12 protein-coding genes are annotated in these 13411 nt (G+C 56.7%); 4 read left to right on the top strand and 8 right to left on the bottom strand.

Annotated features, from left to right (window positions below):
* The first annotated feature begins 117 nt into the window (after positions 1 to 117).
* Together OCA8868_RS07685 and OCA8868_RS07680 are read left to right on the top strand one after the other, a co-directional pair.
* Positions 118 to 3402, top strand: a complete 3285-nt coding sequence (locus OCA8868_RS07685; RefSeq protein WP_093995967.1) for a hypothetical protein — start codon at positions 118 to 120, stop codon at positions 3400 to 3402.
* Positions 3403 to 3441: 39 nt separating this feature from the next.
* A complete protein-coding gene (locus OCA8868_RS07680; RefSeq protein ID WP_093995966.1) occupies positions 3442 to 5352 on the top strand; it encodes a cation:proton antiporter domain-containing protein in 1911 nt (636 codons plus the stop codon).
* On the opposite strand, the gene cobT is transcribed toward OCA8868_RS07680, so the two are convergent.
* Positions 5353 to 6363, bottom strand: a complete 1011-nt coding sequence (gene cobT, locus OCA8868_RS07675) for a nicotinate-nucleotide--dimethylbenzimidazole phosphoribosyltransferase (RefSeq protein ID WP_093995965.1) — start codon at positions 6361 to 6363, stop codon at positions 5353 to 5355.
* A 76-nt stretch (positions 6364 to 6439) separates the two neighbouring features.
* On the opposite strand from cobT, the gene OCA8868_RS07670 reads away from it, so the two are divergent.
* Positions 6440 to 7216, top strand: a complete 777-nt coding sequence (locus OCA8868_RS07670; RefSeq protein WP_093995964.1) for an adenosylcobinamide-GDP ribazoletransferase — start codon at positions 6440 to 6442, stop codon at positions 7214 to 7216.
* 37 nt (positions 7217 to 7253) lie between these two features.
* Here the strand turns inward: OCA8868_RS07670 and OCA8868_RS07665 are convergent, their stop codons facing one another.
* The gene (locus OCA8868_RS07665) at positions 7254 to 7997 is read right to left on the bottom strand and encodes an FG-GAP repeat domain-containing protein (protein WP_143849566.1); all 744 of its coding nucleotides are present in this window, start codon (positions 7995 to 7997) and stop codon (positions 7254 to 7256) included.
* 1 nt (position 7998) lies between these two features.
* Positions 7999 to 8322, bottom strand: coding sequence for a 2Fe-2S iron-sulfur cluster-binding protein (locus tag OCA8868_RS07660; RefSeq protein ID WP_093995963.1), 324 nt, complete (start codon positions 8320 to 8322; stop codon positions 7999 to 8001).
* 216 nt (positions 8323 to 8538) lie between these two features.
* Here OCA8868_RS07660 and OCA8868_RS07655 point away from each other — a divergent pair, with 216 nt between their 5' ends.
* Positions 8539 to 9087 (top strand): peptidoglycan-binding domain-containing protein, encoded by a 549-nt coding sequence (locus OCA8868_RS07655; RefSeq protein WP_093995962.1) that lies wholly within the window; start codon positions 8539 to 8541, stop codon positions 9085 to 9087.
* Positions 9088 to 9113: 26 nt separating this feature from the next.
* Here OCA8868_RS07655 and OCA8868_RS16645 read toward each other — a convergent pair whose 3' ends face one another.
* The 5 genes from OCA8868_RS16645 to hflK form a co-directional block, all read right to left on the bottom strand.
* Entirely contained in the window at positions 9114 to 9290 is a 177-nt protein-coding gene (locus tag OCA8868_RS16645; RefSeq protein WP_179214807.1) for a hypothetical protein, read from the bottom strand.
* A 98-nt stretch (positions 9291 to 9388) separates the two neighbouring features.
* A complete protein-coding gene (locus OCA8868_RS07650) occupies positions 9389 to 10885 on the bottom strand; it encodes a Do family serine endopeptidase (protein WP_370737991.1) in 1497 nt (498 codons plus the stop codon).
* Positions 10886 to 11022: 137 nt separating this feature from the next.
* Positions 11023 to 11223, bottom strand: a complete 201-nt coding sequence (locus tag OCA8868_RS07645) for a DUF2065 domain-containing protein (RefSeq protein ID WP_093995961.1) — start codon at positions 11221 to 11223, stop codon at positions 11023 to 11025.
* Positions 11223 to 12110, bottom strand: coding sequence for a protease modulator HflC (gene hflC, locus OCA8868_RS07640; protein WP_093995960.1), 888 nt, complete (start codon positions 12108 to 12110; stop codon positions 11223 to 11225). Before hflC ends, OCA8868_RS07645 begins: the two co-directional genes overlap by 1 nt.
* On the bottom strand, positions 12110 to 13360 hold the full coding sequence (gene hflK, locus OCA8868_RS07635) for an FtsH protease activity modulator HflK (protein ID WP_093995959.1): 1251 nt from the start codon (positions 13358 to 13360) through the stop codon (positions 12110 to 12112). Before hflK ends, hflC begins: the two co-directional genes overlap by 1 nt.
* Positions 13361 to 13411: the final 51 nt, after the last annotated feature.

The raw sequence follows: 13411 nt of genomic DNA, 5'->3' as shown, positions 1-13411 counted from the left end.
TCCTTGGAAATTAATTCGGGGAAAGTCGCGCTTGGCGTGGGCGAAAGCTTGCTGTACCTTTCGAGGATAAGAAAAAGGGGAGTTTTCAGCCCCGCTACAGGATGCTAAGCCACGCAGATGAAACCAAATTTCGCCTTGTCATTGTCCTTTGACGGACTGCGCTTGATGCACCGCGTGTCTGGCGGGTGGCATCTTGTTGGTGAAGTGGCGTTGGATGTGGCCGATTTGACCGGTTCTCTTGAACGGTTACGGAAAGCCGCCGAAGGGCTTGAGCCTGACGGCATATCGACCAAGCTTTTGATTCCAAACGATCAAATTAAGTACCTCGCCCTTGATACCACGCGTGCCGAAGTCGACGATGTACGTGAAGCGCTTCATGGCGCGACCCCATACAGCGTCGATGAGCTTGTTTACGATTTCACCAAAGGTGGCGGGCGAACCTATGTTGCGGCTGTCGCCAAGGAAACGCTGGGCGAAGCACAACAGTTCGCGACGGAGCATGGGTTTAACCCAAATAGCTTTGCAGCGGTTCCAGAACCCTTCACGTTTGTCGGCGAAGCGTTTTTTGGCGCTGTCGATGGGCAGACTGTGGAACGCGATGACGACGCAGTTGTGATTATCGGGAACGCGGATGTTTCGTTTCCTGAACCTTTTGAAGAAGCGACAGCAGATGCGGTTGAGGAAGAAACGCCTGTTCCTGCTGCCGAACCAGACGTTGACGCGCCTGCTGAAAAAGCTGCTACCGAAGCAACGCAGAGCGAAACACCTAAGGCTGAACCGACTGAAGAAGAACCTGTCGTTGATACGCCCGAAGACGTTACAGAAACAGAAATCGAAGCTGTTTCCTCTGCAGAGGTCGAAGACGTCGTCGCGGACGAGCCAATAGCAGAAGAGCTTGCCGCTGAGGCTCCGGTGGAAAACCCGCCCGACGAAACCGTTCAAGAAGATGAAACTCCGGTCGAAGACAATCCCGCAGACGAAGCACCAGCTCCGATGTTTGCCTCACGCTTGCGCGCGGATCGCACGAAAGGGCACCCTCCTCCGGCACCTAACACAGTTAAACAAGATACAGGGCGTACCGAGCCGACCTTTAGCAGGCAGACCTCCGCGTCTTTGGCTGTTCCGACGGGCAAACGTACCGATCCGATGCCACCATTGTCGGCACCAAGCCGCAATGCTGATGCTGCTCCGGTTGTTGCGCCAATCACAACCGAAACACCCGATGTTCAGGCCCCAGCAGCAGATATCGCCATTACGGGTGAGGCTCCGACGGCGTTGTCACCTGATGCGGCAGTTGCAGCAGCTTCACTTACGGCGCAGCACGAAGACGGTATTCACGTTCCCAGTGACGATCAGGCGGATCAAACTTCCGACGAGAAGAAAAGCGCAGCTGCAACGGCGCTAGGTGCGGCCACGGCAGTTGGCGGTGCTGTTGGTGGTATGTTTGCCAGCCGACGCATGGCCCGCGCGGAAGCAAAGGCGGCTGAGGCGGCTGAGGCGGCTAAAGAGTCCGAAACGGCAGCCAAGCCAGATGAAAAGTCACGATTAACGGTCTTTGGTGCGCGTAAGCCGCCGAAGAAAAAGGAAAAAATTGTTGTTGGTGGTAAGCCACGCTTCCTCGGGTTGATCCTAACGGCAGTGTTGTTGCTGTTCCTTTTAGCAATCGCCGCTTTTGCCGCGCTCTCCGAAGAAGGCATCGCCAGCTGGTTCGGATTTGGCTCTTCTGAAACACAAATCGCAGCCGACCCTGCCGATCCGACATCGGCTTCGGAGGTGGCCGCAGCGCAAGCTGACGACGCCGCACAAGTGGCTGCATCGGATGCATCCGATGCTTTAGCCGCTCCCATTGCGCTCACAGGGGGACAGGTCCTTACCCCTGAGGAAGCCGCGCGTATCTACGCCGCCACCGGTGTGTGGCAAAGGGCCCCCAGAATTCCCCTAAATCCCCGTACAACTTCACTTGATGGGCTTACGCTAACGTCGGCGCCGACGCCTGTCGTTCGTGTACCGCCTAGCCCCTTGGCCACTGCCAGCAGTGTGGCCGGTGATGCAGTAATCGCAACCCCGATTGACCCACCACCACCTAGCCAACAGTTTAATTTCAATGAAGAAGGTCTCGTAGTCGCAACGACAGAGGGCGCTGTCACGCCTGATGGAATCTTGGTGATCGTAGGACGCCCCGCGCTAAACCCACCAACACGCCCTGGAACTGTAGCGCCAGAAGTTACACCACAAGACCAGCTTGCGGCCGTCATCCCAGAAGAAGCCGCACCTGTGAGCGATGCACCTGACGGCGTCATCATTATTGCAGGCCGCCCGTCCATTGAACCACCCGTTCGCCCAGGCACAGCCGCCCCCGCCCCCGCACCTGAAACCGAAGCTTTGGCCAGCGGTGATGCACCACTCGTCGCCACGGATAATCTGTTGGTTCTCGCAGGTTCGCCCTCCATTCTTCCTCCGGTACGCCCCGGCACGGTCGCGCCCTCCGCGCTTGCAACCCCCGAAGCCTCTGTTGATGTAACCTCAACAACAGAGGTCCCGACGACCAATGCGCCTGTTGACGGTTTGAACGTTATTGCAGGCCCGCCGCCGATCCTACCACCAGCCCGCCCGGGAACCGTCGCTCCGCAGGAAGGCCTTGATAGGCTATCTCAGGATATCGCCGCCGCGCTGAACACCAGCACCGCGCAAACGCCGACCGCTGATACGCGCCGCCCGTCAACCCGCCCCGCCAGCATTCAACAGGCCGCAGTCGCGGCTGCCGAAGCCGCCGCCGCCGCAAACACGCCAATTCTTGGGGCGCTTACCGCATCCCAAGCCGCTGGTTTCCGCCCACGAACGCGTCCTGCTGGCCTTGCGCCCACACCAACCCCGACGCCAAATCCTGAGCCCGATGAAGCTGCAGTTGAGCCCGCACCAGAGCCTGCCGCGCCAGCCGGCCTTCAGATTGCCCCTGAAATCGCCGCCGCGGTACAAGCCGCCGCAAACCGCCCGAACCCGATCGTAAACCCGACAGCGCAGGCTGTGCCACAGTCTTCACGCCCTGATACGCGTCCGCGCAACATGGACCGGATTGTAGCACGGGCTGCACAAGCGCAAGAACGCGCCGCGACCCAAGTCGCCGCCGTTGCACCGCGTTCCGTCGCTCCAAGCGGACCAACAGCCGGTTCGGTTGCGCAAGCCGCGACATTAGATAACGCGATCAACCTGCGCGAAGTGAACCTCATCGGGATCTATGGCGGATCAGGTGATCGACGCGCGCTCGTGCGGATGGGCAATGGCCGGTATCTGCGTGTAACTGTTGGCGACCGCCTAGATGGTGGACGCGTCACAGCCATCAGCGCCAGCGCACTTAGCTATACCAAGCGCGGACGTGCGATTACCTTGCAAGTACCGGGCTAAGACCTTGAATTTCCCACGCCACAAACGGATAGCTGGCATATGGAACAAACCCTAATTCTAGCGACAGTTCTGCTGGGTGCTGCGGTTATCGCGGTGCCTTTGGCTGCGCGTCTGGGTCTTGGGTCTGTTCTAGGATATTTGCTCGCTGGTGTTGTGATTGCCCCACTTATTGGCGCTGAAGCTGCCGAACTACAGCATGTTGCCGAACTTGGCGTTGTGATGATGCTGTTTCTCATCGGGCTTGAGCTTGAACCGCGCGCATTATGGGGAATGCGCCATCGCCTTCTTGGGCTAGGTGGTTTGCAGATCGGTGTAACGACCCTTTTGCTCATGGGACTGTTTATGTGGCTAGGGCAACCGTGGCAAACGTCCTTGGCCATCGGCATGATCTTCGCCCTATCGTCCACCGCGATAGTCCTGCAAACCTTAGACGAAAAGGGCCTTATGCAAACAAGCGGCGGGCGAAATACGTTTGCTGTACTGCTCACGCAAGATATCGCCGTGATCCCGATGCTTGCGTTTCTCCCCCTTCTCGCGCTGCGCTCGCCTGTGTCAATCAACCCCGACGGGTCCGTGACGCGAGGGATTGAAACAGTGGAGACGGCCCACCACGCTATGAGTCTTGTAGAAGGCCTACCCGCATGGGGGGTCACGCTCGTAACGCTGGGCGCCGTCGTTGCCGTAATATTTGCTGGCGTATTCCTAACCAACCCACTGTTTCGCTATATTCACCACAGCCGCCTGCGTGAAATGTACACTGCCCTCGCGCTGCTTATCGTTGTTTCAATCGCAGCGCTCATGGGCCTTGTTGGGCTGTCCGCTGCGCTGGGGACGTTCCTTGCTGGCGTGGTCCTTGCGAACTCAGAATTCCGCCATGAACTGGAAAGTGACCTTGCGCCGTTTAAGGGCCTGTTGCTTGGCCTGTTTTTCATCACGGTCGGCGCTGGCATCAACTTTGACACACTCTTTAACGACATCTACCGCATTCTCGGACTGACGCTTGCTGTCATCCTGATCAAAGGGTCTGTCCTTTACGTTCTGGCGACCATTTTCAAACTGAAGCACCGCGCACGCTGGCTGTTCACCCTCGGCCTTGCCCAGGCGGGTGAATTTGGGTTTGTATTGATCGCTTTCTCGCTACAGCAGAGCGTCCTAACACAATCCCTTGGAGCTGAACTTTTGCTGATCGTGGCACTGTCCATGCTCGTCACCCCGCTTCTGTTCATTCTATATGAGGTCCTATCCAAACGCATCAAATCAGAAACTGCAGATCATCCTGAGGACGAAATCGACGAAAAGGGCACCGTCATTATTGCCGGCATCGGGCGATTTGGACAGGTGGTTAACCGCCTCGTGCAATCCAACGGGTTTAGCACCGTCGTCCTTGATAGTGACCTTAAGACTGTTCAGCTCATGCGGACTTTCGGTTTCAAAGGCTTCTTTGGGGACCCGACCCGCCCCGATATTCTGCATGCCGCTGGGTTGGATGAGGCCTCGGTGCTTGTTGTTGGGCTAGACAGCAAAGAAGCCGCCGTCAAATTGGTAAAATACGCTCGCTTGCACAATCCCGACCTGCATATCGTCGCCCGCGCACGCGACCGCGTTCATGTTTATGAACTCTACGAGGCAGGCGCGAATGACATCGTGCGTGAACTCTTCGACAGTTCGCTGAGGGCAGGCCGGTACGTGCTGGAAAACCTCGGGCTAACAGAATTCGAAGCTTCAGAGGCGGAAATGTCTTTCTATCACCACGATCGCCGCATCCTGCGAGACCTAGCCGAAGTTTGGGATCCCAAAACCCCAATCGCGGAAAATAACGCCTATATTGAACGGGCAAAGGCGGCGAACCGCGATTTGGAAAGCGCGCTCACCCAAACCCTGGATGAGGCCGAACGCAAGGCGACGCGCGGCAGCGACAGCCCCGCGTTTCGCCATGCCTCAAAACGTTAATTAGCCAGCCGCTACACCTGCTTCGGCGAATGTCGCCATGTCAGAATGACACGCAATCGCGGACTTCAACACGTTGATTGCCAGCGTCCCGCCAGAACCCTCGCCCAAACGTAGACCCAGCGACAACAGTGGTTTTTTACCAAGAGCGTCCAGCAATCTTTCATGCGCGCCTTCCGCGCTCAAATGCCCCGCAACCGTGTGATCCAATGATCCCGCTACAGCCTTTTCGAGCGTCGCGGCAGCCGCACTGCAGATGAAGCCATCCAAGATCACCGGAATACGGTGATGACGCGCCGCGGCAATCGCGCCCGCCATTGCCGCCAATTCGCGTCCGCCAAGACAGCGCAATGCCTCAAGCGGGTCAGTCGTGTCATGCAATGCCAAACCACGCGCAACGACATCTGTCTTGCGCGCGAGCCCTTCGTCATCCACGCCTGTGCCACGACCCGTCCAATCAGCCGCATCGCCACCCAGCACCGCCGCAGCAACGGCCGCTGCAGATGTCGTGTTACCGATACCCATTTCGCCCGTGACCAACAGATCGGTCTCAGGTTCAACAGCCGCCCAACCTGCGATCAGCGCCAGCACAACCTCGCCTTCGCTCATCGCTGGGGCAACGGTAAAGTCCTGCGTTGGCATATCCAGATCAAGGGCGACAACGTCCAAAGACGCCCCCGCCGCTTTGGACAATTGGTTGATCGCCGCACCGCCATGTTCAAAATTCGCGACCATCTGAACGGTGACTTCCGGCGGAAACGCCGAAACACCTTGCGCACAAACACCGTGGTTACCCGCAAAAATAATTACCTGTGGTTTTTCGATGCTAGGCCGATCCGTATCGCGCCACCCAGCATACCAGATAGCCAGCTCTTCAAGGCGCCCCAACGCTCCCGGAGGTTTCGTTAGCTGCCCATTGCGCTCCTTGGCACCAGCGATTGAAGCCATGTCAGGCCCTGTCGCCGCCTCAAGTAAGGCGCGAAATTCGGAAAGTGTCGAGAAAGGAGCGGTCATGGCACAGGCCTCATTGCAAACATTTACCGCACTCTCTACCCAATGGGGTGGGAATGACCAGAGAGGAAGCGGCGTCATGACACAAAACAACGACAAGACAGCGCCTCTTTCTTTGTCGGATATTGCCGCAGCCCTTGGGTTGCTCAGTCGCTTATCGATTCCCGTAGATACTGATCGCGCGATGCAACGCGGGGCCTTGGCATCATGGGCTTATCCGATTGCAGGCTTAGCCCTCGCGTTGATCGCAGGTGCCGTCACGCAAATCGCGCTTTTGCTAGTCCTTCCCGCCACATTAGCAGCGGCGCTCACACTCGCCACGCTGATCATTGCAACAGGTGCCATGCACGAAGATGGCTTGGCCGATTCCGCCGATGGGCTTTGGGGCGGGTGGGACAAAGAACATCGTCTGAAAATCATGAAAGACAGTCATATCGGCACCTACGGTGTACTCGCGCTCGCCCTCAGCCTGCTCCTCAGGTGGAGCGCGTACACTGTCATAATTGACCATGGCATGCTCTGGCCCGCTATCCTGACCAGCGCAATGGTCAGCCGTGCCGTGATGGTTCCAATTATGGCAACTCTACCCCATGCCCGCACCGAAGGCCTCAGCCATTCCGTAGGCCGCCCCACCATGCAAACAGCCTATATAGCACTGGCGATCGCCGCCGTTGCATCCCTCGTCCTAGTTCAATTCTGGGCTGTTTGGCTTGTTGCAGCATGCGCGATTTCAACGCTCGGGTGTATTGCGATCGCAAAGTCAAAGATAGAGGGTCAAACCGGTGACATCCTCGGAGCGACACAACAGCTCACAGAAATCACTGCCCTGCTCACGCTCGCGGCACTTCTCACTTAGCTTTGTCTTTGTTTTGATAATATCCCCGCCGGAGGCTTCAAAGCGCGCAGTTAAGCACTGCCGCCAATTGCTCAGGTGAAAACGCAGCAACCGAGCGCGTCTCTAACGCCCCTCCTTCCAACCGCGTGACCATAACGTCAGACCAGTCACTGTTCGCCGTCACAAGTTCGGGCCCATCGCCACAGTCCCGCACACCGCCAGAAATGAAGTCCTGTCCAATACGGTGGTTCGTCAGCCCACTCAACTCAGCATCCAACACTAAGTCCGATCCGTCCCATTCAAAAACTCTCAAGGTTTTGGTCAGATGTGGACGGTCAATAAATGCGACTTCTACGCGCCCATCCCCATCCAGATCAACAGCCCCAATTGGGGCAAGCCAGCGGTTCGTGCGACCGATATGGGGCGTTTCGGCAATCTTGCCTGTCTCGTCGTAAACGGCCAAAGACGCGCCTCGCGCCAGGTCGGTTTCGATCACGACAACTTCGGGGGCACCATCACCCGTGATGTCCCACAGTCGCGGCGCGATATCTTCGAAAACATGATCTTCGGGCAGGCTCACGCGATAGCGTGTTTTATGCGCCCAATCCTCGGTTTCGATCACCAACTCAGTGAACTCGACCGCATCGCCAAGGATACCATGCCCGTATCGCGTCGTTGGCCCGTCAAACGTGGCACCAACTATCGTCTCAGCCGCGCTGGTCCCAGCCAACCCCACGCACAACGTCAGCGACGCGCCGCGCAAAAGACCTTGCAACATCCACGACGCCAGACGCGGTGCCATCTTAGATCTGTTTTTCTGGCATCCGAACGATCAAGCCGTCCAAGTCATCCGTGACTTTCAACTGGCACGTCAAACGAGACTTCTCAGCGTCAGGCTCATAAGCGAAATCGAGCATGTCTTCTTCCATCGCGTCTTTCGCAGGAATTTTATCAACCCAAGCCGCGTCCACATAAACGTGGCAGGTGGAACAGGCACATGCACCGCCACAGTCGGCTTCGATACCAGGAATGCCGTTGTCACGTGCGCCTTCCATAACGGTCAGCCCGTTGGCGACGTCTACAACGTGTTCCGTTCCACTATGCTCGATGTAAGTGATCTTTGCCATTGTTATTGGCCCTTTGTAAAAACTCTGTTACCCGATAGATAGGCCGCGCGGCGCTGCCATTCCAGCCCCTTTTACTCACGAAGTCGTTGATGGGGTGGCACGTAAACGACACCATTGGCACCTGAATTACCTCTTACAGTCGCATCACGCTTTGCGGGCTCAGTTCGCTCGGGTACAAATCCGTAAAACGGGCCATAAGAGCCCGAGGATGAGCAGATGACGACACAGACCCTTCGACCTACGCACCTCGTGCTTGCAGCCCTTGGGCTATTCGTTTTGACGGGTTGTATGGACGCGCCGCAGGTCACCCGCGCGGATAGCGACTCGATTGGGCCACTGGCAGACCCTGCCACTGTAGACGCACAAACCGGAACCTGTTTTGCCCGCGCGACGACCCCTGCCATCATTGAAACTTTGACCGAACAGATCATGGTGCAACCCGCCAGCGTTCGCAGCGACGGCAGCGTTGATACGCCCGCCATCTTTCGCACGGTAACGCGCCAGCAAATCCTGCGCGAGCGCCGTGAAGTGGAATTTGAGACACCTTGCGCATCCCTAATGACGCCACAGTTCATCGCCTCGATCCAGCGTGCGTTGATCGCGCGTGGGTATTATCGCGGTGGTGTTAACGGCACATTAGATGCGCGTACTACGACTGCAATTGAACGTTTTCAGGCGGCTCAGGATGATGTGCATACCGGCACACTGACGCTCAAAACAGCCCAAACATTAGGTCTGGTCGCGCTGTCGCGTGATCAGCTATAGACGTCTCACCAAAACAGCCTAGGCGATCATTTCTTGTCGCGTGCGGCTTTTTCTTCTTTGGTCAGTGTCTGGTTCCAAACGTTTTTACTAATCCCTAAGGCTGGGTCCAGCGGTTTGGTTTTGCCTTTGGTGACCTTGCCGCCCTTATTCAGATATTGCTGAATAAGGTCTTCGTCTGTGGTGTCTTTGGGTACATGTTTCATAACCAAGGCTTACCGCGATCAATTGGGTGACGCAACATCACCCCGAAACGAAAAGGGCGCCCCAACCGGAACGCCCCTTTGCTAGACTGTCTAACTGATTACTCGAGGCCGAGTGCGACAAACCGTGGCGCACCATCGCGGCGGACCAGCAACAGAAGCGACTTGCGCCCTGCTTCTTGGGCCTCTTCCACACGGGCTTCAAAATCAGCGATTCCTGTCAGCTTTTGCTGCCCTGCTTCGGTGATCAGATCCCCGGCAAGCAACCCCTTGGTTTCTGCCTCGGACCCTTCTTCAACCTCAACCACGACCAAGCCACTGCCAGCCTCAACGCCAAGGCTTTCTTCCATGTCTGGTGAGATTTCAGAAAGCGTCATACCAAGCATGTTGGTTGTATCTGGTGTGCCTTCATCAGGTGTGTCGCCGTCCTCTGGGAAGGCTGCGGATTCGGCAGTTTCGCGGCGACCAAGCACAACTGTTAGGTCAACCATTTCACCGGTGCGCAGCACCTGAACGGGGACTTCTTTGCCAACAGGGGAGTTACCAACGATCTGCACCAGCTCACGTGTGTCTTCTATCGCGACACCGTCAAACAGCAGGATAATGTCGCCAGACACCATACCCGCGTCTTCCGCTGGGCCAGCTGGCACATCGGTCACCATCGCGCCGCGTGCTTCCTCTAACCCGTCAATCGCGTCGACCATATCAACGGTGACGTCCTGAATGCGCACACCAAGCCAGCCGCGACGTGTTTCCCCGAACTCTTCCAGCTGATCGACGACGTTTGTAACAACCGCCGAGGACATCGCAAAGCCGATCCCGATGGACCCGCCATTCGGGGACAGGATCGCCGTGTTCACGCCAATCACGTCGCCGTCCATGTTGAACAACGGCCCACCAGAGTTCCCGCGGTTAATCGCGGCGTCAGTCTGGATGTAGTCATCATAGGTGCCCTGAAGCGACCGGTTACGCGCCGAGATAATGCCAGCAGACACAGAGAACCCCTGCCCCAACGGGTTACCCATTGCCATGACCCAGTCGCCAACGCGCGAACCGGGGCCATTGCTGTCGCCAAAGCTGACGAAGGCCAGTGGCGTTTCATATTCGACCTTCAAAAGCGCGATGTCGGTGTTCGGATCCGTCCCGATCAATTCAGCAGGCAGCAGTTCGGACGGCTGGCCGTCGCCAGGAAAAAACTCGATCTCGATCTCGTCCGCGCCCTCAATAACGTGGTTGTTCGTCACGATGTAACCGTCAGCAGAGATCACAAAACCAGACCCAAGTGCTGAGGAGCGGCTGGGCCCGTTATCCCCGAATTCATTGAAAAAGTCTTCAAACGGGGACCCTTCCGGCACAACGCCTTGCGGGCCAGTGCGCCCTGCAATCACGGTACTTGTAGTGATATTCACCACAGACGGGCTGATCTGTTCTGCCAAGTCCGCAAATGTCGCGGGGCGGTTTTGTGCATCAGCGCGAACGACCGTCAACAACGACAACGCAAGGCCAACCATCAGCGCGGCGATCCATTTCTGGCGCGTAGCATCTTGGGTCCGTGTTGCGGCGATAACCTGTGGCTTTGTAACCGATTGGGGTTTCACGTGTCTCTCCTTCAGAGGGTAGCAATTCAACGACTGAATTTCAGCCTTTGCGTTAGAATGTAGGGGACGACAGCGCCAACGCAACGTCTAACACGCGTTCGTCAACAGCTTGTGAGGATTTCAGAGCGTTGATGCGCTTAGCTCAATACCCCAAGGTTTGCCGCCAGCCAAACCAACGCAACGCCGATGCACAGTGCAGCAAAACCGACCAAGCGTCGTGTCTCGAGTGTCATTTGACGCAGTGCTGCGAGCATGTCTTCAACAAGCGAAGGGACCAGTGCGTACACCAGCCCCTCCACGATTAGCACCAGCCCGAGGGCTAAAAGCGCGGTACCCATTACTCGGCGACATTGCCGTTTGGTGAGCGCAAGTAGTCAAAGAAGTCTTCTGGAGGCGTCATGACAAGACGCGCATTCCCCGTCGCAAGACCTTCACGGTAGGCTTCTAGAGACCGGTAGAATTCAAAGAACTCAGTGTCTTGACCATAAGCCTGTGCGAAGACTGCGTTGCGGCTGGCGTCAGCTTCACCTTGAACGATTTGCGCTTCACGGCTCGCATCGGATTCAAGTTCCACCACGGTACGATCCGCGAGGGCAGTGATGCGCGTCGCGGCTTCACGACCACGGGCGCGTTCGTCTTCTGCTTCACGCTGACGTTCCGACACCATGCGCTCGAACGTGCGTTCAAGGTTCTGAGACGGCAAGTCAGTGCGTTTTAGACGCACATCGATCACCTCAATCCCCAGGGCAGAAGCCTCGGCAATCGCGGCGTTCCGGATGCGTAACATCAGGGCGTCGCGGTCAGTGGAAAGGATGTCACCAGAAGTCACCTCACCCAGCACGGTACGTGTTTCTGCGTTCAGGATGTTTTCAAGCCGTTGATCTGCAATCGCAATCGCCTGATCCCCGCCTGCACCAGTCGCCTGGCGAATACGTTCCAGATTAACGATCCGGTAGCGCGCAAAGGCGTCAACAATCAAACGACGGTCATCGCTTGGGATAACTTCCTGTGCAGCCATGTCGATGGAAATGATCCGGTCATCATAAGTCACAACCTGATCCATCAGTGGAATACGGAAATTCAAACCGGGCTCATCGATGGTTTGAACCACGCGACCAAACCGCAGGACCAACACTTTTTCGCGTTCGTCTACGATAAAGATCGAGCTTAGGATCGCTGCAATCAGGATCACAATAACCGGTAAAATAAAGACTGACTTATTCATTAGTTTGACCCTCCGCTGTTTGACGGTGTGCGCAGTTGATCTAGTGGCAAATACGGTACCGCGCCGCCGCTGCCATCAGAGTTTTCGTCCAGCAGAATGATATTCGCTGATCCAAAGACTTCTTCGACCATTTCAAGATACAGACGCTCACGCGTCACTTCGGGTGCTTTCTGGTATTCTTCCAGAACGGACACAAAACGCGCCGCCTCACCTTGGGCCTCGTTGACGACGCGGGCACGGTAGCCTTCCGCATCTTCTAGGATTTGGGCTGCATTACCACGGGCACGCGCCGTTTCTCGGTTGGCGTAAGCGTCCGCTTGGTTTTGTAGCTGAATGCGTTCTTGTTCGGCATCCTGAACGTCGCGGTAAGCCGCAAGTGGGGATGTCGAGATATTTTCGCCATCGATGTTCTGCGTGTCCACGCGCGTTGCGGGCGGATCGGCAGCACCAAGGTTGATACGGACGATATTCACACCGGAGTTATAGCTGTCCAGCGTTGCTTGGGTCAGTTCACGCATCCGCTGTTCAATAGACGCACGATCCTGGTTCAGGTTGGCCAGTTGCGACGTCGCGATAATTTCACGCATCACAGATTCAGACACCGCTTCGATGGTTTCAGATGGCTCAGCCAAGTTGAACAAGAATTGGTCAGCGCGGTTAATATTCCAAACCACCTGAAAATCGATATCGACGATGTTTTCGTCACCCGTCAGCATCAATCCGGTATCGCCTTCAAGCGCACGTAGCACTGATGGGCTTTCGGAAAGCTCTTGCGGCACAGGATCTTCACCGATCGAAATCACGCGTTCCTGCGTCACCTGAACGATCTCATAAGTTACCAGCGGCCACGGCGCAAAGTTTAGACCGTCGGACCCGATGCAGGGGTCATTACATTCACCCAGAAACAGTTCAACCGACTGTTGTTCAGGCAAAACGCGGTAAAAGCTGTTGAAACCCCAAAGGGCGACAGCCGCCAAAACACCAAGGCCAATCATACCGCGTGAAACGGCTGGGCCACCTGACCCACCGCTGCCGCCAGCGCCACGGCGGTTTCCACCGCCGCCGCCCAGCAGATCGCGCAGCTGGTCTTTGGTTTTGTTTATGATTTCATCAAACTCAGGGATTTGCGGTTCGTTGGTCGGACGACGCCCGCCATTGCGATCGCCATTTCCGTTCGGGCGAAAACGGTCATCGTCATCGCCTCCACCATTGCCTCCGCCCCCCCAGGGGCCGCCGTTGTTTCCAGCCATTAAGCCTGTCTTCCTTTGTTGCGACCCGAATTTCGCGGGTCCGAATTAACT

The organism is Octadecabacter ascidiaceicola (genome assembly GCF_900185015.1).
GTDB classification, from domain to species: domain Bacteria; phylum Pseudomonadota; class Alphaproteobacteria; order Rhodobacterales; family Rhodobacteraceae; genus Octadecabacter; species Octadecabacter ascidiaceicola.
The sequence above is the reverse complement of the archived record's forward strand: the minus strand, read 5'-3'. Positions and strand labels throughout refer to the sequence as shown.